This window comes from Bacillus sp. M13(2017) (assembly GCF_002218325.1).
GTDB lineage: Bacteria > Bacillota > Bacilli > Bacillales > Bacillaceae_G > Bacillus_A > Bacillus_A thuringiensis_K.
Genome location: NZ_KZ268506.1, coordinates 162,784 through 181,670, shown reverse-complemented (window position 1 = coordinate 181,670; position 18,887 = coordinate 162,784). Strand labels below are relative to the sequence as shown.

Genomic DNA, 18,887 nt, shown 5'->3' with positions numbered 1-18,887 from the left:
TTTTGCTAAGTGGGCCAATTCCTTATTTTTTTATAAATGGTAGTTTGTCCATTACGAATTTAGTATAAATTTCATTTTAATATATAGTAATGACTATTGATTCTATGAAAGAAAGGAATGAAAAGATGAACAATAAAAATAAAGGAAAAGTATTTTATGGTAATGATTGTTGCGAAGTAAGAGCTTGTAGTTATATTAACATCTCTAAGTCCGAACTTACAGAATTCGTTAGACTTCTTCAAGCTCTTGGCCAAGCTATTCAAGCTGTCTTTCAAAACCCTTCTCAAAATAATATAGATAACTTAATCGCTGCCCTAAATAACTTACAAAAATTCCTCAATTGCTTAGATTTATCCCCAGCACAAAAACAAATTGGAAATTCTATTATTGCTAATTTATTAACTATTTTAAGAACAACACCTTTCTCATGTGGAGCATTATACGTTGAGCTACAAAGCTTGCTTAATTATTTATTGTATATCGCTAAGTTATTCAAAGTAGATTGTTGTACGATCGACAAACTAGTTAGACTCATAACAGAAATCCAAACTATCCTAGTTCAATACGGATCAGGTTGCCTTGGAGGCGGAGGAGCAACAGGTGCTACTGGCGCTACGGGTGCTACGGGTGCTACCGGGCCTCAAGGACCAGCGGGTGCTACCGGTGCTACCGGGCCTCAAGGACCAGCGGGTGCTACTGGTGCTACTGGACCTCAAGGCGCTCAGGGACCAGCGGGCGCTCAAGGTGCTACTGGACCTCAAGGGCCTCAAGGTATTCAAGGACCAGCAGGTGCTACTGGTGCCACTGGTGCCACTGGCGCTACGGGTGCTCAAGGTGTTCAAGGGCCAGCGGGTGCTACTGGTGCCACTGGCGCTACGGGTGCTCAAGGTGTTCAAGGGCCAGCGGGTGCTACTGGACCTCAAGGGCTTCAAGGTATTCAAGGACCAGCAGGTGCTACTGGCGCTACGGGTGCTCAAGGTGTTCAAGGGCCAGCAGGTGCTACTGGCGCTACGGGTGCTCAAGGTGCTCAAGGACCAGCGGGTGCTACTGGTGCTACTGGCGCTACTGGCGCTACTGGACCTCAAGGGCTTCAAGGTATTCAAGGACCAGCAGGTGCTACTGGCGCTACGGGTGCTCAAGGTGTTCAAGGGCCAGCGGGTGCTACTGGCGCTACGGGTGCTCAAGGTATTCAAGGACCAGCGGGCGCTACTGGCGCTACGGGTGCTCAAGGTATTCAAGGACCAGCAGGTGCTACTGGTGCTACTGGACCAGCGGGTACCCCAATTCCTGTAACGATCGCGGCAATCGGAAACTCCAATGCTCAAACAATATCCCCTGGAACAAATATCCAATTTAATCAAGTTTTTGAAATAAATAACATTAATTTCAATGACACTGCAGATACTTTAACAATTTTAGAAACAGGCGTATATGATATTAGTTTCTCAGCGTCTACAACTTTCCCAGGCTCTTCACCGTTTGGATTCGGTATTTCATTCAACGGCCAACCACCTACTCGTAATTTCTCAACTAACGTTATCGGTAGTGCTGTATCGTTCTCTACAATCGTTACTTTACAAGCTGGTACAACAATTTCTGTACAACCTACAGCAAACACTATTTCTATTCCTAACACGGGCGATACAACTGCAACACTATCTGTATTCCGAATTTACTAATTTTCGCTTGAAAATTATATTTATAATAATATGTATCGTTTAACCGTGCATTAAATCTCTCTTTATATAGAAAGGAGCACTTATTTGGGAGGATAAGTGCTCCTTCTTTACGTTTCTTTACCTCAAATTTACTCTATCTTAATCCTCATTTTGTATGATAAATAGTGAAGTCAAAGATATGAAAGAGGGATGAAAATGAGAGTTATGTCACTAATACGCATTTGGTTTGCACTTATGGTATGCATTATTTTATGTTTAGGATGTTTTTTAACTCTAAAATATTCCACTATATCAAAAGCAGAGAGAAAAACTACTCCATACAAACTTCTATATACGAAACAAAGCAACATCCCTTATTCCAATGCCACAAAGAATGAAAAAAAAGTTATAAAAGGAATGCTTATTACAAAAGCTTCTAGTTCCGAGGCGTTACTTCAGATTGCTGAAACGATTAAAGATCAGTATACAAATAAAAAAATCGATGAAATTACACTTTCTATCCACAATGAAAATAACGGTAATTACGAAGAGGAATTACCTTACGAACCTATTAGTAAAGGCAAAATAATCGTCACATACGATTCCGAATCTTTTGGCAGTACGAATATTATACTTAACGAGTAATATTATGTATCTCAACGGATATGGATTAATAGCTAATTAAGATAGACAAAAATCTCTACCGATTAAAATTTCATTTTGTTTTCATACAAAAAAAGAGGCGAATTTCTTTATTCGCCTCTTTCTTTTACCAAAATGAAGGAATCCATTCTTTCACTTTATCAAGCCACTCTTGTTGCTCTTGTTTTCGTTGTTGTTCTTCTTCTTTTCTTCTCTTCTCTTCTTCTTTTCTTCGTTTTTCCTCTTCTATTGTAGTCAATTGTTTTTTATAATCAGCCTCAGATATGAGCGATAACTGGAACGCTTTTTGAGCTGGATTTGCGTTCGCTTTTTTCATAATATCCCGGAACATTGTCGTCGTAATTTGACTACCACCTGGAACATAATGATCGCTATCTGTTTTATCATATCCTACCCAAATCGCACCTACCAAATCTGGTGTGTATCCAACAAACCATGAATCCTTTGCACCGGTGCTCGGGCCATTTACAATTTGAGTAGTTCCTGTCTTACCTGCTGTATCAACATTAGTAACTTTCGCCTTTTCGCCCGTTCCCTTTTCCACAACACCTTTTAATAAATATGTCATCTTTTGAGAAATTTTCTCGCTCGTCACTCGTGTCTCTTTCTTATACCACTTTCCAATCGTTTCACCTTCAGCATTTTGTATCTCTCTAATTGCATGAGCTTCCACTTGGACACCGTCATTTGCAAATGTACTGTATGCTTGAGCCATTACAAATGGAGATGTCCCCACATGCATACCGCCTAAAGCAATCGGATACGTACGATCTTCTGGTACTAATGGAATACCAAATCGCTCTAAAGATTTCAATCCTTTATCTAATCCAATTTGTTCTAATAGCCACACAGCCGAAACATTGTACGATTTTGCCACAGCTTCATACATTGTCACATCACCGTGAAAAGTATGATCGCTATTTTGTGGTTTATATTCTTTAATGTTAAATGGTTCATCTTTTAATATATCGTATACTTCATATCCTTGTTCTAACGCTGGTACATATACAGCCAAAGGCTTTAGCGTTGAGCCAGGTTGTCTTTTTAATTGCGTTGCATGGTTAAACTGTAAAAACTGATACGGCCCTCTGCCTCCAACTAGAGCTGGTACACCACCTGTTTTTGGATTCATAAGAACTACACCCGTTTGCATAAGTTGGTCTGAGCCACTATCTTTGAAATAACTATCATTATTCACAACGTCTTCTACAGCCTGTTGTTTTTTCGGGTCAAGCTCTGTATAGATACGATAACCACCCGCTAAAATTTCATTTTGTGTTAATTCGTACTTTTCCATCGCTTCTCTAACAATATAGTCTACATATTGAGAGTATTTTCCCTTGTATTTATCATCAACGCCTCGTTTTAACACAAGTCCGCTCTCTTTTTCTTTACTATACTGTTCGTCAGAAATATACCCTTGCTCTTTCATTAAACTTAATACAACATTACGTCTTTCAATTGACTTGTTAAAGTTTTTATAAGGTGAATACGCAGACGGCGCTTTAATTAAGCCCGCAATCGTTGCAGCTTCTGAAATTGTTAAATTTTTTACATCTTTATCAAAATAAGATTTAGCCGCCCTTTTTATACCCCAAGCACCTTCACCAAAATAAATTTGGTTCATATACATTTCAATAATTTCATCTTTCGTATACGTACGCTCTATTTTTTTTGTTAAAAAATATTCCTTTATTTTACGCGAAAATGTGCGGTCTTGTGTCAGAAATACATTCTTCGCAAGCTGCTGTGTAATTGTACTTCCCCCAGCTACAACTTCTCCTGCTGTAATATTTTTAAAAACCGCACTTATAATTCCACTATAATAAATACCATGATGGTTAAAAAATTCCTTATCTTCTACTGCAACAATTGCCTGAACCATAATATCAGGAATATCTTTTCTTTTAACGCCTTCTGTTTTTGAAGAAGCTAATTTTGTTGCAACCTCATTATTTGCATCATAAATTAAAGTCGGTTGTGGAACAGCTTGTTTTAATTCAGATATGTCTTGAATGGAAATTATTATATTTACAGCAATAAATAGAGTAACGAATACACTTCCCAATACAATTAATGAATTACGAAGTTTCTTCCTCTTATTGAACCACTCAAGCATTTTTTTAAAATGAGTGTTCTTCAATTTCATTCGTTCACTTCCTTCATTTATTTACACTCTTCTTTTTAAAAGGAAGAATATACCGCCTTTTAAATTTATTATAATAACGTAGTCATTCCTATAGTGTAAAGCTTTTCTTTTGCATTCATACTTTTTGCAAGAAAAGGACATTCTACAAGTAAGATATTCACTATTGGATATTAATATTATTAATAGAACAACGAGAGTTATGTTAAGTTTTTGTAAACTTTTCGATAAAATGTTTTAAAAAACGACAGTTTTTTGTTAGAATTGATTAGCCAATATATTTTACATATATTACTTTTGTGGGGGTAACAATAATGGTCTTTAAATCAAAAAAAGATAAATTTTCTGAAATGTTAATGAATGTTTCCGAAAATTTAAAAGAAGGCGCGCAGTTTTTCGTGGAGTATAAAATTAAAAATGCTAGCGATTTAAAAGAGTTTTCTATGCGCATGAAAGAGTATGAGTCAAAAGGTGACTCATTTATTCACGAAATCATTATGGAGTTAAACAAAGCGTTTATCACTCCAATTGAGCGTGAGGACATCCTACAACTTGCAATGAGTATGGATGATGTATTAGACGGATTAGATCACAGTGCTGGTCTGTTCGAAATGTATTCTATTACAGAAGCTGATGAATACATGATTAAATTCGTAGAAGCAATTAATCAATGTGCGATTGAGATTGCAAACTCTGTTGAATTAATGTCTAACAAAAAATTAGTCGACATTCGTACAAATGCGATTAAGATTAAGGATTATGAATCACAGTGTGATGATATTCGCCGTCATGCGATTAAGAACTTATTCTCTCGTGAAAAAGATCCGATTAAGATTATTCAATTTAAAGAGATTTACGAAGAGCTTGAAGAAGTAGCTGATAGCTGTCAAAGCGTTGCAAACGTATTAGAAACAATTATTATGAAGAACGCGTAAGGAGTTTGATCATGGATACACTCTTGATACTGACCGTTTTAGTAGTCATTTGCGCTTTAGCTTTTGACTTTATCAATGGATTTCACGATACAGCAAACGCTATTGCAACGGCTGTTTCAACGAAAGCTCTAAAGCCTAGACATGCCATTATTATGGCGGCTATTATGAACTTTTTAGGCGCAATGACATTTACAGGTGTAGCAAAAACGATTACAAAAGATATCGTTGATCCATTCGCCTTACAAAATGGTTCTCTTGTAATTTTAGCTGCTTTGCTTGCGGCAATAGCTTGGAACTTAATTACTTGGTACTACGGTATTCCAAGTAGTTCTTCGCATGCAATTATCGGCTCAATCGCAGGTGCAGCAATTGCGGCCGCTGGGATTAGCTCGCTAAATCTTAAAGGATTTATTAAAATTATTGAAGCTTTAATCATTTCACCGATTATCGCTTTCGTTATTGGTTATATCGTATACAGTATTTTTAAAGTAGTATTTAAAAACTTTAACTTAACGAAAACGAATAAGAACTTCCGTATATTCCAGATTTTCACTGCGGCATTACAAGCCTACACACACGGTACGAATGATGCACAAAAAGCAATGGGAATTATTACGATGGCTCTTATGGCTAATAACTATCATACTTCTAGCGATATCCCGTTCTGGGTACAATTATCTTGTGCTATCGCAATGGGGCTTGGTACTTCTGTCGGTGGATGGAAAATTATTAAAACTGTCGGTGGACAAATTATGAAAATCCGTCCTGTAAATGGTGTAGCTGCCGATTTATCATCATCACTTGTTATTTTCGGTGCAACATTCATTCACTTACCGGTTAGTACGACGCACGTTATCTCTTCTTCTATTTTAGGGGTTGGTGCTTCTCACCGTGTGAAAGGGGTAAAATGGGGAACTGCAAAACGTATGTTAATTACATGGGTTATTACACTTCCTATTTCAGCTTCTTTAGCTGCTCTGTTTTACTACCTATTACATTTTGTTTTCTAATCAAAAGTCGTCTTCCTTATTTTTCTAGGAAGACGACTTTTTTGTGAACAAGCCTATTTCTCATTAAAAAGCGTGTATAATAATTGGTGGATAAGTTATTTAGAGGAGTTGGCAATTTTGGAATACATCATGTTACTTTTCATCGGACTAATCGCCGGAACAGTCGGCAGCCTAGTTGGGCTTGGAGGCGGAATTATTATTGTTCCGTTATTAATTGGATTACACAGTTTATCACCACAACTTGCAGTAGGGACTTCTATGGTAACAGTCGTTTTCACAGGACTATCTTCCACCCTTACTTACATGAAGCATAAGCGAGTAGATTATAAAAGTGGACTTATTTTATTTATCGGAAGCGGCCCTGGTGGTATTATTGGATCATGGGCAAATAAATTTTTAAACCAAGACACATTTTCTTTATACTTTGGGATTTTCCTTATATTCGTCTCAATTCTACTTATGCTTCGAGACAAATTAAAACCTCTTTCCCTCTCAAATACGTCTGTAATTAAGCGTTCTTTTACAGATAATGATGGAAATACTGTACACTACCAATTCCCACCGTTTCTTGCTATCTTTATCGCCTTTATAGTTGGGTTTATATCTGGATTATTTGGAATTGGTGGCGGTGCCTTACTTGTTCCAGCAATGATGCTTCTTTTTGCATTCCCAGCACATATTGCAGTAGCAACTTCAATGTTCATCGTATTTCTATCAGCAATTGTAAGTTCTGCAACTCACATCTCACTTGGAAATGTCAGCTGGATTTATGCATTAATCCTGATTCCGGGTGCATGGATCGGCGGAAAAATCGGGGCTTACATTAATACAAAACTAAGTGGAAATGCCGTAATTAATTTATTACGTATTACGTTAATTATTCTTGGAACTAGATTAATCATTATTTCCCTTTTATAACGTATTCTTTTTAGAATGCGTTTTTCTTATACACATGAATATAAAAATCCTCCGAGGAGAACAAATAAAATTAAACAAACACATAATAACATATAATTTGAAATATGTACTTTCTTCAAGTTGACCACTCCTATAACTGCGACTGTTATCTTTATGATAGCGAAAAAATAGTTCACTTGCAGTTACAGAGCGCTAACAATGCAAAATCAATTATTACAAATTTTATCCTTATATTTCATTTCTTTGTATATTCTATCGATTTAATAAAAAAAGATGTCATATTGACATCTTTTTTAATGAAGAAGTGACCATCCCATGAAGTCTTCATGTACTTGGCACGCCCTCTTATCGTTTCGATCATATAATTCAGCATAACTATCTGTTTCTTCATCATAAGCCATCGTATAAATAATTTGGCCGTCTACTTCAACGGATAAAACGACTCCACCTTTCATCTCTTCTACATGAATGATAGCATTCGCCGGAATTCTCATATCCGTCATTCTCATCGCATCTAACAATATACTAAACCCCCTACAGCGTATTCATTGCTAGTACTATTACACACTAAATAGTATACTACTGTAATAGCATACATTTCGTCAATGAAATTGCTGTTGAAATAGCATATTGTCTATATACATATACGCTAAAATAGAAGAAATAGAAACATATTAATGGGGGGCTAACATTGATTCTACACAAAGGAGATGTACTATTCCGTCAAGGCGAGGACGGTCCTTTATACTTTATAAAAACAGGCTTATTAAAAGTAGTTCGGCTAGAAGAAGACGGAACACCATTTTTATTCAACATTATCGTTCCAGGTGAAACGATACCTCATCATTCTTTAATTTCGCCGAAAGAATATCACGGTACAGCTATCGCTTTAATAAAAACAGAAGTGGAACCGATCACTAGTAATGAATGGTACGAGAGACTTCAAGCAAATCCCGAATCGTATGCTAACATCGCTATGCAATTGCAATCTAAATTAAGAATGATGCAACAACGAATTGATCAATTGACAACCGTCTCTCCGAAAGAACGTCTTCATCGTTTACAAGAATGGTTCACCCTATATTTAGGTGACATTCCTATATATGAAATATTAACACAAACCGAAATTGGCCAACTGATAGGTATACGCCGTGAAACAGTAAACCGTTTATTACGAGAACAAATAAAAAACGAGGTAAAATAAATACCTCGTTTTTTTGCTTATTGTAAGCTTGTTGCTGGGCCGAAAAATTCATAATGAATATGCTCTTGTTTCACACCTAAATCAGTTAGTGCAGCATTTATATGCTTCATAAATGCTACTGGACCACAGAAATAAAATTCTGCTTCAGTTGTCGGAATAATAGTTTTTAACCACTCACTTTCAATGTAACCTTCTTTATCAAAGTTCTTCATTTCTAAATCTTTTTCAGTCGGTGCAGAATAACAAGTATATGCTTTAACTTGTTCATATTCATTTTCTACTGCCTTAACGTGTTCTTTCATTGCATGTGTATTACTATTTATTGCTGCATGAACAAAATATACATTACGTTTTGAATCTTGTTCAATTAACGTATTTAACATACTCATCATCGGTGTAACCCCTACTCCACCACTAATTAGTACAACTGGTAATGTTGAATCCATATTTAACACGAAATCTCCTGCTGGTGCACTTACTGGTAAAACATCTCCTTCTTTTACATGTTCATGTAAGTAATTAGACACTTTACCGTCTGGTGTATCTACACTTTTTTCTTTTTTTACACTAATACGATAATATTCTTTCCCAGGAGCGTCGGATAAACTGTATTGACGATTATGTGTATATGTCTCACCTTCAATATTGATTTGAACCGTTACATATTGACCTGGGATGAATGAAGAAACTTTCCCTCCATCTTCAGGTTTCAAATAAAATGACGTAATAACATCGCTTTCCTTCACTTTTTTAACAATCACAAATTTGCGGAAGTCTTTCCATCCACCTTCTTTATGTGCAGCTTCTTCATACATCTCTGCTTCAATGCTAATGAATGCATCAGCAATGACACCATATGCTTCTCCCCATGCATTTAAAACTTCATCAGGTGCACCTGCGACCTCTTTAATGGCACGTAGTAAACATGTACCTACAATCGGATAATGCTCAGCTTTAATCCCTAAACTTCTATGCTTATGACCAATTTGTTTTACAACTGGAATAATTGCTTCTAAATTATCAATGTACGTTGCAGCTGCATAAACAGCATTCGCTAACGCTTGTTGTTGTCTTCCCTTTTTCTGATTCGTATGGTTGAAAATATTCAACAACTCCGGATGTTCCGAAAATAAAATTTGATAGAATCTCGTTGTAATTTCAACACCTTTTTCTTGTAATAATGGTACTGTTGACTTTACGATTTCAATTGTTTTTGCACTTAACATTGTATCCCACTCCTCTATTTCCTTAACTGTTTTTAGTTTAACTGAATCTTATAATGCAGATTGTGATTTTAATCACTATTAACACGGTGTTTTTGTGAATAATATATGAACATTGCATTTACAAAACAAAATAAGCTAACTAGAATTCTAGCTAGCTTATTATTTTGTTTGTATAGCTTGTTCAATTACTTTTATATCTTTCCCATCGCCAAACTCCGTATACCCCCAGATATTCGTTTCACCTCTATATTTATTTACGATAATATCCAAGTCATGATATACACGGTGGGCATACACTACATACTCAATATTTTGAAATTCCACACCTTTTTTTACAATTTCATAGCTTCTATTTACATCGCGTTTTATTTTTTCATTCTTTATTTCCGTATGTATATTTTTTAAAGATTGTTCTTGTTGTTGAAACCATTGCTTAAATTGATTCCAATCCCCGTCTGTATAATTCTCTGCTTTACCGTAATTTAAGAAATTATTATAGCTTTCATGTGTCATTCGAATAAAATCTAGCACTTTTGTCTCTTCTTGCACATCTTCTATTTGAGCTATTGTATTTACCTCAGCAGGCTTATTCGCATAATGTAACAGCACTTTCATAAGACTATAACTAGCCATGATCATCACGATAATAATTCCAAATACATTTAACAATTTCTTCATATACAGAACTCCTTCTCTACTAAAAATATTACAACGTATGACTATACATGTAACATTCTCTCGTAGAAATATAATTCCTGTATTAATTCTTCCTATCATTTCGACAATGTTTTTCTATACATTTCTCGTTGGCAAATAATCTTGTAAAACAATATATCCTTCATAAGCTGTGTAACCGAGTATAGCCATTAATCCGATATAACAAGCAAATACTGTCCATTTCGTTTTCGCATCCACTTTATAATAGTTTTCTTGTTGTTCCTTTTCTGTTTTCCATTCATTTAATTTTCTTTCTGACGCTTCAAATGCTTCCCTTATGTGAATTGTATACTCATCTTTTTCATCTTCATATGGAACATAATCTAACGGTTCGAACTTCGGTAAAAGATACTCTAACACTTCCATTTTTTGAAGTTCACCTATTTGTAACTCTTTTTCCCGTTCTCTTTGTCTTAATGCATGCATCTCATGATGCATCACATATATAGTCCGATGTACAGCACCCGTTTCTTTTAATTCCTCTTCAAGCCTAGTAACATATTCTTTCATCCCATCAATTTTATGCCCTAATTCCTTAATCGGCTCATCTCTCTTTATTACTCTATATAACTCCATACAACCGATAATAACAATAAATCCTCCCAAAATACTTTTAAAGTAAATTGAATAGCCAAGTAATAAAATAAGGCCTGCTCCCCAAATTTTAGTACTGACAACTGAAATAATTCTCCCACCATCTAGCGGCGAAACGGGAATTAAATTAAAGAAATTAATCATACTTCCAAGCAAAATAACAAGCGCCCAAAATGGCTCTTTCGTCATTATATAAAGCGGTATCGCTGGTAAAAATGACAGAAGTCCGAAAAGCGGACCCATATAGGCAATGTAAGCTTCATCTTTCGCATTTTTCGGCATCTCTTTCATTCCAATAAGGGCCCCCATAAATGGAATAAAGATTGCTGGCGATGTTGGAATCCCCTTTCTTTTGGCAGCCCATAAATGGCCCATTTCATGAACAAACAACAAATAAATGAGCGCTACTCCAAATTTCCAACCATATAGAACTGCGTATGCGCCAAGCGATAGAAACATACTAAATACCGTTGAAAACTTTGCTAATTTAAAAAATGCAAATACCCACTTTAACTTAGACAGTAAAAATAGACCTATCGCAACAATAATTCCCCATAATCCTTTTTTATTATTTTTCATATTCCTCTCCTTTATCTCTCATTAATGAATCATATTCATTCATCAAAGCTTGTTCTTTTCTCTATTATGACATATTTATTTCTATTATTAGAAATAATGTTTATATAATCCATTTTAAGCCAAAAATATAAATAAAAGGAGGTGTACACAAATGAATTTACAATCTCTTATAATAGGTGCTCTATCGTTTTTAGCTTCAACTCTTATTTTTTATACCGTTAGTTACGTATTATTATTAGATTTGTTGCCCAATCACGTATTTATTGCCCTTGTCATCCTTTCCGCTCTTATGATTTCTTTTCTTATTACACGAAAATCAATGAATGAGCCATCTACAAAAGCAAAGTAATAGAGAGGGGTGTTTTCCCCTCTCTATTATCATTTCCTAGGAAAGGCCATATAGATTTGACGAGTTTACATTCATTCCAATCCGTAAGGGCTAATTAAAGTCTCACTTTATCTTTGAAAATTCATTTTTTCACCATAATCTTTAACAATCTGAATTATATTTTGAAACAAACCTATTTTTTCTTTTTCACTGTTTAATATTTTCAAATCATAATTTTCGTAATATGTTTCTAATGATTTTAATTGTGATTCTGAAGCGCTTTTTACCTGCACAGTAGCATGCAATTCATATTGCTTATACCCTTCCTTTACTTTTTCACCTAAAATCATTTCACTCTCTTTTGCGCCAATTAATTTTTGAACTTTTTCTGGAAAATTGAGTTGCAAATAATATTCTTTCTCCTTCACTAACTTATTGTATAGTGATTGTGAAATCGTATACCGTACCATATAATTCACGTTTTGATCGCCTGTTTTAATATGAAACGCGGTAATCTGCAAATCTTTTTTTGTTACTTCCGTTAAAGGGCTTACCTGCATCTCATCTTCTTTTTGTTCTGAGACATTTGGAAATATATCCAAAAGCTTTTCCGTATCTTTTTCATTCAACATATACATAGCTTTCTTATATTGCACCCATCCTCGTCTATCTTCTCCCCTTAACCATGCATAATAAGTTTCTTTTTTCCCATCTCTACTAATGTGTATTTCATATTCAGGTTCACCGAAGCTTCCTGTTATTTCTTGTTTTTCAGCTTTATCCAAAATGTCTATTACTAACTTCGCTTCTGATTCTTGCAACTTTTTCTCTTTATGTTTTCTTTGTATAACGGTTACCCCTATTGTTTCTTTCACTTCATTCACCGTCTCTTCTATTTTTTTTGTTTCTTTTTTTGGCTCAACTTGACCACAAGCTGCTAGTAACATAACAAACAACAACACCAATACATATTTCCCTTTCAAATTAATCCTCCTTTTACGATAAGAAATCCTTATAATCTTCATACATAAAACAAAAACGTGACATCCTATTAAATACGCTATACTAATCATTGAAAGGAGGTCTTTATCATGTCCATTAATTTTCATGATGAAAATAATAAGTACACATATGCAACAAGAAACGCTCATATTTCTTGGGCTGAAATGGTAAAAAACATTACAGAAATACAAAACAAGCAAATAATTGATATCGGCTGTGGTGGCGGAATTTATACGAAAGAACTCGCTCTTATGGGAGCAAAAAATGTTGTGGGACTTGATTTTTCAAAAGAAATTTTACAAGCTGCAAAAGAAAATTGTAAAAACTTTCCAAACATTTCATTCGTCCACAGTGATGCACATAATCTCCCATACCTTAATGAAACATTCGACATAGTTATTTCTCGCGCAGTTATTCATCATTTACAAGACATTCCTACATTTTTACGTGAAGCTTCTCGTATATTAAATAAAAACGGTGTACTTATTTTACAAGATCGAACAATTGAAGATTGTACAATTCCAGGAAGTCCCGAACACATTCGCGGATATTTTTTCTCTCTATTTCCAAAACTTATTGAAATAGAGTCAAAAAGACGTCCAAAAACCAACACTATACAGACAGAATTACAAAAACATTCTCTTCATGTACTTCCCACACAAACACAATGGGAAATACGCAAAATACATGATTCTGTAGAAGCATTATTGCAAGATTTATCTCCTCGAACAGGTCGATCCATTCTATATGAGTTAACAGATGATGAACTTTCTCAACTTCTACATCATATACAGACCGCATTACAAAACGTCTCTCCTGTTATTGAAAGAGATCGATGGACAATTTGGAGCGCGATGAAGTTGTAAGGAAGGAAGCCTCACAAAATAATGTGAGGCTTCCTTTCTTTCATAATCTAATTTTGCAACACTCTTGATATCCTCCACTTCTAGCCTGTGCACTTCCACACTTCGGACATACTAAATATCTAGACTGATTTGTCAACAAACTACCTTTTTGAAAGAGTAAAACTTCTGCTTGTTTAAACGAACGCGAATAATATAACCACATAAAACCAATTATAGCAATAATGCCAAATAATACTCCCATCGCAAGCATTTCAGTCACCTCTTTTGGTTTGTTCTTTCCAGCAAGTGGATTGTTGTATTATTCTCTATAAATTCAAACAATCCCTTCTTCACTCCTATAAATATCAATTTTCTCTATAAATTTTACAATTCTCCGCAAATTTTTACTCCCATTTTACAATTCATCATTCCCTTTACAACAACGAATATCACTTTCGATATTTTCGTATATAAATATATCTTCCAAAAAACATATTGACTTTCTAAAAAAAACATGCAACAATACTGTCAGAATACTTGAATAAAAATTCATTGACGAGAACGAGTACGTTATAGAACTGTTCCCCAGAGAGTTGGCGATTTGCTGAAAGCCAACGTTCAGTGCGTAACCGAAAATCATCTCCGAGAAGTAGAACCGAATGTTACAGTAAGTTCTTACCGGCCGTCCCCCGTTACAAGGAACACGTATCATGTTGTACGTTGCAAAGCCGTATACATATAGATTTATTTCTACATGTGTAAATTAGGGTGGTATCGCGGGTAAATATAACTCGTCCCTTTCTTTAGGGACGAGTTTTTTTGTGTTCTTACAAATGAATGAATGAAAAAGGAGGAAAAACAATGAACACTGTATCAAAAAAACATATTTTTTTCACGGGTCTTATGCTATTTTCTTTATTTTTTGGGGCAGGTAATTTAATTTTCCCTCCCATGCTTGGGCAAAACGCAGGTGAAAACTTTTGGCCAGCAATGATTGGATTTTTACTAACAGGAGTTGGCTTACCACTACTTACTGTTATCGCAATTTCTCTATCAGGAAATGGAATGCAGCAACTTGCAAGTCATGTTCATCCATTATTCGGAATTTTCTTTACGGTAGTTGTATATATTGCCATCGGTCCATCCATGGGCATCCCACGTGTTGCAAATGTCGCTTATGAAATGGGTGTTAGTTCTTTCTTACCAGAAACAATCCGCTCTAGCAGCCTAGTGCTATTTGTATATACAATCATCTTCTTTACTATCGTATTTTGGCTGAGTTTGAATCCATCTAAACTTGTTGATCGTATTGGAAATATATTAACACCTATTTTATTACTCTCAATTTTCTTATTGTTTGTTAAAAGTGTATTCACACCACTTGGGCAATCAGGACCAGCAATGCAAGAGTATCAAACTTCTCCAATCTTCAAAGGATTTATGGAAGGCTACTTAACAATGGACACCATTTCAGCACTTGCATTCGGAATTATCGTTGTAAATGCAATTCGCTCTAAAGGTGTGAATAATCGTAAGTCCATTGCCATCGCCACAGCAAAAGCAGGGCTTATTGCCGCTACAGGGCTCGTACTTGTATATGGTGCACTCGGCTGGCTCGGGGCAACTAGCGTCTCTCTCGGATATGCAAAAAATGGTGGACAGTTACTTACTGTTATCGTACAACAATTATTCGGTCCGTACGGTTTGCTTCTATTATCTCTTATCGTTACACTCGCTTGCCTAACGACATGTGTTGGACTCGTATCTGCATGCAGCCAATATTTTTCAACGTTATTAACTACATTTTCATACAAAATGTTCGCAAGTATCATTTGTGCTTTAGGGTTACTAGTTGCCAACTTAGGTTTAACAAAAATCATTGCCATCTCTGTTCCAATTCTACTTGTTGTGTATCCAATTGCGATTGTACTCGTACTACTATCATTACTTCATAAATACTTCGGTGGATATCGCTCCGTTTATGTAGGCGCTTTGATTGGAGCAGCAATCGTAAGCGTATTTGATGGATTAAAACAAGGTGGTATTTCCGTTTCATTTATCACATCATATTTTGAATTTATCCCTTTATATAATGAAGGAATAGGCTGGCTAGTACCTGCATTAGCTGGATCTCTTATCGGCCTTACAATCGCTAAGCTAAGTGGTGCGAAAAAAGTCCCCTTGCTAACCGAATCTCATGAAGTAAAAGCATCCTAAAAAACTCCCAAAAGGGAGTTTTTTACATTTGAGAAGCAGTATGATTAAAACTACTTATTTTATACGCTCTCGTATAATAATCGATATTTGTATCCACTGTTTCTACTTTGACAACATCGTAGCAATCTTCTTGCTTTATTAAAAATAAATAGTACTCTTCTGTCGCCTCAATAATTGCAATTTTATCTGTTTCAACATTATATTGTTCACAAAGCGCTTGTAATACGTTCACATAATCCCCTAATTTTTTAGACTTATCCATGCCAAATATAGTTTGAACTAACATATACATTCTCCCCTTTGTATGTACTGTTAACAACCTAATGATAACGCTTACATATATTGACGTCAATAATAAGATTCGGTGCAAATTAATAATCAGTGAGGATAGCTCCCCACTGATTAAAGTTTCACTGTATCATTTCGTCAATTGATGTCTAAACGCATAAATAACCGCCTGTGTCCGATCACTTACATTTAGCTTATTCAATATATTACTCACATGTGTCTTTACTGTTTTGAGCGCAATAAACAACTCATCTGCAATCTCTTGATTACTTTTCCCCTCTGCAATTAATAACAAAATTTCTGACTCTCTTTCTGTTAACTCCTCATGCAAAGGTTGCTCTTTCTTTTGACGCATACGGGACATCATTTTCCCGGTAACTTTCGGCTCTAATACTGTTTCTCCATCATAAGTAGCTCGTACAGCATCTGCAATATCACTTGCTCTTGATGTTTTTAACAAGTAACTGGTCGCCCCAGCCTCAATAACAGGATACAATTTTTCGTCATCTAAAAAACTTGTTACAACTACAATTTTTGCTTCTGGCCATTCTTGAATAATAGCACGTGTTGCTTCGACACCATCCATCTCGTCCATGACAAGGTCCATCAAAATAATATCCGGTCTTAATTGCAAAGCTAACTCTGAACCTTTTCTTCCATTTTCAGCTTCTCCAACTACTTCAATATCTGGCTGCGTTGATAAATATGCAGATACACCCATTCGAACCATTTCATGATCATCCACTAGTAATACTTTTATCATGATTCTCCCCCTCTCTCAATCATAATGGGTACTTTCACTTCTATCTGTGTACCTTTATTTGGAAAACTAAGCACTTTTAATGTACCACCAATTTCATGAACACGCTCTTGCATCGATCTTAGACCATATGAACCAGCCTTATTAACCCCTACTTTAAAACCAACGCCGTCATCAATGATTTTTAAAATCGCATATTGATCAATTTTTCGAAGGCGCACTTCCGTTTTCTTTGCCTTCGCATGCCGTAAAGTATTAGACAGCGCCTCTTGCACAATACGGAATAAGTGATCTTCTACACCTTTTTTTAATTGAATCGGTTCAATTAACCATTCAATTTTCATATGTTGCTTTCTAGACAGTTCTGTTAATAATTCTTCTATACCCTCTGTTAGTTTTTTACCTTCTAACTGTACTGGGCGTAAATGAAGAAGTAATGCTCTCATTTCTGATTGTGCATTTACGACCATATTTTCAACGAGTTGCAACTGCTTTTTCGTCGTTTCTGGAAATTCAGCTACTTGTTCATTAATAGCCGACATCATCATCGACATTGCAAAAAGCTGCTGACTGACAGAATCATGCAGCTCCCTCGCCAATCGATGCCTTTCTTGAGAAATTGCTTCTTGTCTCATCTCTTCATTCCAATGAGCTCGTTCATTCGTTACTTTTTGAAAGAGTCCAGCTTGCTCCTCTAATCGGCGAGCCAGAACGATTACTTTTCGTTCCACTTCATGAAATTCATCATCTGCAGTAAACGAAACATCACTCGGAAAATTCCCTCGCTCTACTTCAAATAGAAACGTATTTAATCCTTGTATACGCTGCTCTATATAGTAACCGATTGCATATCCTACAATTCCTCCGATAAGTAAACTTGTAGTCATAATAAACAAGCCAATTGGAACAGAAGCGATGGATTCCTTCCATAATAAATCATATACTTGTTGCTCGCTTTTCCATACATATACAATTGTACAAATGAGTGCGATACTAACTGAGGACAACATAGAATAACGAATATACATCCACGAAATATTTTTTTGTTTCTTCATTATACTTTCCTCACTTCCGTATCGCCTACGACAAGCGAAGAAATAATTTTTATACGACGAGGAGCCTCTTTATACTGCTCTGTTCTAAATGTAACATTGCGGTTAAACCCTGTCTCCTCATGACCTGGCAAGAGCACACGTCCGACAATAACAGAATGATTTAGAGACAATTCAATATCATACGGCACATATAAACGAATATTACCAACGACACCCCGAATAACAATTACCGTTTCCCCTTCTGGAATCATAGCAGTTGTTAAATCTATTTCCACATCACAAGCACCATATTGAACATTAATATCCTCAAGTTCATAAATATGATCCATCATTCTTACATTGCCTACAAACATATTTTTCAAATATGGTTCTGTACGATATATTTGCTTCTCTTCGTCTATAATCCCTTTTTCTTTAATTTCAACCTTCATTGCTTTTTGCTGATGTCCTTGTTGAATCAATTGATAACCAATTAAAGCTAAACAAGCAAATACGACAAGAACAAATGCTGCTGATGAAAATAAGAAAAATAAAAATACGATACCACCAACAAATAAAAATACATTTCCCCGTACATAACGATTCTTTTTACGATAATGCCTTCCAAACATAAGCATAATAAATGCAAAAATGAGACCACCTGGTTCAAAATGTCCAAGTATCATATCAAGAAAAAGACCGAATCCAAATATGATGAGGAGCATTCCCATTAATTGTGTCTTTGAAAAATGTTTCTTCATTT

Annotated in this window: 20 protein-coding genes and 1 other annotated feature; of the genes, 9 read left to right on the top strand and 11 right to left on the bottom strand. The window is 35.6% G+C overall.

Going from position 1 to position 18,887, the window contains the following annotated elements; translation table 11 throughout:
- The first annotated feature begins 125 nt into the window (after positions 1 to 125).
- Entirely contained in the window at positions 126 to 1,679 is a 1,554-nt protein-coding gene (locus CGQ22_RS17685; protein ID WP_139032729.1) for a Gly-Xaa-Xaa repeat protein, read from the top strand.
- Between the two features lie 195 nt (positions 1,680 to 1,874).
- Positions 1,875 to 2,303 (top strand): hypothetical protein, encoded by a 429-nt coding sequence (locus CGQ22_RS17680; RefSeq protein ID WP_001265550.1) that lies wholly within the window; start codon positions 1,875 to 1,877, stop codon positions 2,301 to 2,303.
- A gap of 124 nt (positions 2,304 to 2,427) precedes the next feature.
- Here CGQ22_RS17680 and CGQ22_RS17675 read toward each other — a convergent pair whose 3' ends face one another.
- The gene (locus CGQ22_RS17675) at positions 2,428 to 4,470 is read right to left on the bottom strand and encodes a transglycosylase domain-containing protein (RefSeq protein ID WP_000769237.1); all 2,043 of its coding nucleotides are present in this window, start codon (positions 4,468 to 4,470) and stop codon (positions 2,428 to 2,430) included.
- A 311-nt stretch (positions 4,471 to 4,781) separates the two neighbouring features.
- Here CGQ22_RS17675 and CGQ22_RS17670 point away from each other — a divergent pair, with 311 nt between their 5' ends.
- The 3 genes from CGQ22_RS17670 to CGQ22_RS17660 all read left to right on the top strand — a co-directional run bounded on the left by CGQ22_RS17670 (position 4,782) and on the right by CGQ22_RS17660 (position 7,330).
- Positions 4,782 to 5,402: a DUF47 domain-containing protein gene (locus CGQ22_RS17670; RefSeq protein WP_000231449.1), complete on the top strand. Its 621-nt coding sequence runs from the start codon at positions 4,782 to 4,784 to the stop codon at positions 5,400 to 5,402.
- An 11-nt stretch (positions 5,403 to 5,413) separates the two neighbouring features.
- Positions 5,414 to 6,412 (top strand): inorganic phosphate transporter, encoded by a 999-nt coding sequence (locus tag CGQ22_RS17665; protein WP_000380272.1) that lies wholly within the window; start codon positions 5,414 to 5,416, stop codon positions 6,410 to 6,412.
- A gap of 117 nt (positions 6,413 to 6,529) precedes the next feature.
- Positions 6,530 to 7,330 carry a sulfite exporter TauE/SafE family protein gene (locus tag CGQ22_RS17660; RefSeq protein ID WP_000455762.1) on the top strand — a complete coding sequence of 267 codons (801 nt, stop codon included), beginning with the start codon at positions 6,530 to 6,532 and terminating at the stop codon, positions 7,328 to 7,330.
- Between the two features lie 293 nt (positions 7,331 to 7,623).
- Here the strand turns inward: CGQ22_RS17660 and CGQ22_RS17650 are convergent, their stop codons facing one another.
- Positions 7,624 to 7,851 carry a hypothetical protein gene (locus CGQ22_RS17650; protein ID WP_000883009.1) on the bottom strand — a complete coding sequence of 76 codons (228 nt, stop codon included), beginning with the start codon at positions 7,849 to 7,851 and terminating at the stop codon, positions 7,624 to 7,626.
- A 170-nt stretch (positions 7,852 to 8,021) separates the two neighbouring features.
- Between CGQ22_RS17650 and CGQ22_RS17645 the strand changes: the two genes are divergently transcribed.
- Positions 8,022 to 8,534 (top strand): Crp/Fnr family transcriptional regulator, encoded by a 513-nt coding sequence (locus CGQ22_RS17645; RefSeq protein ID WP_000600582.1) that lies wholly within the window; start codon positions 8,022 to 8,024, stop codon positions 8,532 to 8,534.
- A gap of 17 nt (positions 8,535 to 8,551) precedes the next feature.
- Here the strand turns inward: CGQ22_RS17645 and hmpA are convergent, their stop codons facing one another.
- The 3 genes from hmpA to CGQ22_RS17630 all read right to left on the bottom strand — a co-directional run bounded on the left by hmpA (position 8,552) and on the right by CGQ22_RS17630 (position 11,650).
- Positions 8,552 to 9,760: an NO-inducible flavohemoprotein gene (gene hmpA, locus CGQ22_RS17640; RefSeq protein WP_000947332.1), complete on the bottom strand. Its 1,209-nt coding sequence runs from the start codon at positions 9,758 to 9,760 to the stop codon at positions 8,552 to 8,554.
- Positions 9,761 to 9,919: 159 nt separating this feature from the next.
- Positions 9,920 to 10,438, bottom strand: coding sequence for a hypothetical protein (locus CGQ22_RS17635; protein ID WP_000735212.1), 519 nt, complete (start codon positions 10,436 to 10,438; stop codon positions 9,920 to 9,922).
- 114 nt (positions 10,439 to 10,552) lie between these two features.
- Entirely contained in the window at positions 10,553 to 11,650 is a 1,098-nt protein-coding gene (locus CGQ22_RS17630; protein WP_000794471.1) for a site-2 protease family protein, read from the bottom strand.
- Between the two features lie 151 nt (positions 11,651 to 11,801).
- On the opposite strand from CGQ22_RS17630, the gene CGQ22_RS17625 reads away from it, so the two are divergent.
- Positions 11,802 to 11,999: a hypothetical protein gene (locus CGQ22_RS17625; protein WP_001053357.1), complete on the top strand. Its 198-nt coding sequence runs from the start codon at positions 11,802 to 11,804 to the stop codon at positions 11,997 to 11,999.
- Between the two features lie 107 nt (positions 12,000 to 12,106).
- Here the strand turns inward: CGQ22_RS17625 and CGQ22_RS17620 are convergent, their stop codons facing one another.
- Positions 12,107 to 12,961 carry a YhfM domain-containing protein gene (locus CGQ22_RS17620; protein WP_000677058.1) on the bottom strand — a complete coding sequence of 285 codons (855 nt, stop codon included), beginning with the start codon at positions 12,959 to 12,961 and terminating at the stop codon, positions 12,107 to 12,109.
- Between the two features lie 108 nt (positions 12,962 to 13,069).
- On the opposite strand from CGQ22_RS17620, the gene CGQ22_RS17615 reads away from it, so the two are divergent.
- Complete coding sequence (locus CGQ22_RS17615; protein ID WP_000026276.1) at positions 13,070 to 13,846, top strand: class I SAM-dependent methyltransferase; 777 nt, start codon at positions 13,070 to 13,072, stop codon at positions 13,844 to 13,846.
- A 40-nt stretch (positions 13,847 to 13,886) separates the two neighbouring features.
- Here the strand turns inward: CGQ22_RS17615 and CGQ22_RS17610 are convergent, their stop codons facing one another.
- Positions 13,887 to 14,096 carry a hypothetical protein gene (locus CGQ22_RS17610; protein WP_000880630.1) on the bottom strand — a complete coding sequence of 70 codons (210 nt, stop codon included), beginning with the start codon at positions 14,094 to 14,096 and terminating at the stop codon, positions 13,887 to 13,889.
- A gap of 272 nt (positions 14,097 to 14,368) precedes the next feature.
- Positions 14,369 to 14,627 (top strand) — a binding site (T-box leader).
- A gap of 59 nt (positions 14,628 to 14,686) precedes the next feature.
- Between CGQ22_RS17610 and brnQ3 the strand changes: the two genes are divergently transcribed.
- Positions 14,687 to 16,042: a branched-chain amino acid transport system II carrier protein BrnQ3 gene (gene brnQ3 / locus CGQ22_RS17605; RefSeq protein WP_001099173.1), complete on the top strand. Its 1,356-nt coding sequence runs from the start codon at positions 14,687 to 14,689 to the stop codon at positions 16,040 to 16,042.
- Positions 16,043 to 16,064: 22 nt separating this feature from the next.
- Here brnQ3 and CGQ22_RS17600 read toward each other — a convergent pair whose 3' ends face one another.
- From CGQ22_RS17600 to liaF, 4 genes are read right to left on the bottom strand one after another with little or no spacing between them, the layout of a single operon-like run.
- The gene (locus CGQ22_RS17600; RefSeq protein ID WP_116777483.1) at positions 16,065 to 16,403 is read right to left on the bottom strand and encodes a DUF3922 domain-containing protein; all 339 of its coding nucleotides are present in this window, start codon (positions 16,401 to 16,403) and stop codon (positions 16,065 to 16,067) included.
- A 57-nt stretch (positions 16,404 to 16,460) separates the two neighbouring features.
- Positions 16,461 to 17,093 (bottom strand): response regulator, encoded by a 633-nt coding sequence (locus CGQ22_RS17595; protein ID WP_000598709.1) that lies wholly within the window; start codon positions 17,091 to 17,093, stop codon positions 16,461 to 16,463.
- Positions 17,090 to 18,145, bottom strand: a complete 1,056-nt coding sequence (locus tag CGQ22_RS17590; protein WP_000744331.1) for a sensor histidine kinase — start codon at positions 18,143 to 18,145, stop codon at positions 17,090 to 17,092. The genes CGQ22_RS17595 and CGQ22_RS17590 overlap by 4 nt, the downstream gene beginning before the upstream one ends.
- The gene (gene liaF, locus CGQ22_RS17585) at positions 18,145 to 18,885 is read right to left on the bottom strand and encodes a cell wall-active antibiotics response protein LiaF (protein WP_000716094.1); all 741 of its coding nucleotides are present in this window, start codon (positions 18,883 to 18,885) and stop codon (positions 18,145 to 18,147) included. Before liaF ends, CGQ22_RS17590 begins: the two co-directional genes overlap by 1 nt.
- Between the last annotated feature and the right edge of the window lie 2 nt (positions 18,886 to 18,887).

Excerpts from the sequence above, each read along its gene's own strand:
- CGQ22_RS17595 (WP_000598709.1), bottom strand. The coding sequence starts at position 17,093 with ATGATAAAAGTATTACTAGTGGATGATCATGAAATGGTTCGAATGGGT.
- brnQ3 (WP_001099173.1), top strand. The coding sequence starts at position 14,687 with ATGAACACTGTATCAAAAAAACATATTTTTTTCACGGGTCTTATGCTA.
- CGQ22_RS17615 (WP_000026276.1), top strand. The coding sequence starts at position 13,070 with ATGTCCATTAATTTTCATGATGAAAATAATAAGTACACATATGCAACA.
- CGQ22_RS17630 (WP_000794471.1), bottom strand. The coding sequence starts at position 11,650 with ATGAAAAATAATAAAAAAGGATTATGGGGAATTATTGTTGCGATAGGT.
- liaF (WP_000716094.1), bottom strand. The coding sequence starts at position 18,885 with ATGAAGAAACATTTTTCAAAGACACAATTAATGGGAATGCTCCTCATC.
- hmpA (WP_000947332.1), bottom strand. The coding sequence starts at position 9,760 with ATGTTAAGTGCAAAAACAATTGAAATCGTAAAGTCAACAGTACCATTA.
- CGQ22_RS17675 (WP_000769237.1), bottom strand. The coding sequence starts at position 4,470 with ATGAAATTGAAGAACACTCATTTTAAAAAAATGCTTGAGTGGTTCAAT.
- CGQ22_RS17685 (WP_139032729.1), top strand. The coding sequence starts at position 126 with ATGAACAATAAAAATAAAGGAAAAGTATTTTATGGTAATGATTGTTGC.
- CGQ22_RS17680 (WP_001265550.1), top strand. The coding sequence starts at position 1,875 with ATGAGAGTTATGTCACTAATACGCATTTGGTTTGCACTTATGGTATGC.
- CGQ22_RS17635 (WP_000735212.1), bottom strand. The coding sequence starts at position 10,438 with ATGAAGAAATTGTTAAATGTATTTGGAATTATTATCGTGATGATCATG.
- CGQ22_RS17625 (WP_001053357.1), top strand. The coding sequence starts at position 11,802 with ATGAATTTACAATCTCTTATAATAGGTGCTCTATCGTTTTTAGCTTCA.
- CGQ22_RS17590 (WP_000744331.1), bottom strand. The coding sequence starts at position 18,145 with ATGAAGAAACAAAAAAATATTTCGTGGATGTATATTCGTTATTCTATG.
- CGQ22_RS17665 (WP_000380272.1), top strand. The coding sequence starts at position 5,414 with ATGGATACACTCTTGATACTGACCGTTTTAGTAGTCATTTGCGCTTTA.
- CGQ22_RS17610 (WP_000880630.1), bottom strand. The coding sequence starts at position 14,096 with ATGCTTGCGATGGGAGTATTATTTGGCATTATTGCTATAATTGGTTTT.
- CGQ22_RS17670 (WP_000231449.1), top strand. The coding sequence starts at position 4,782 with ATGGTCTTTAAATCAAAAAAAGATAAATTTTCTGAAATGTTAATGAAT.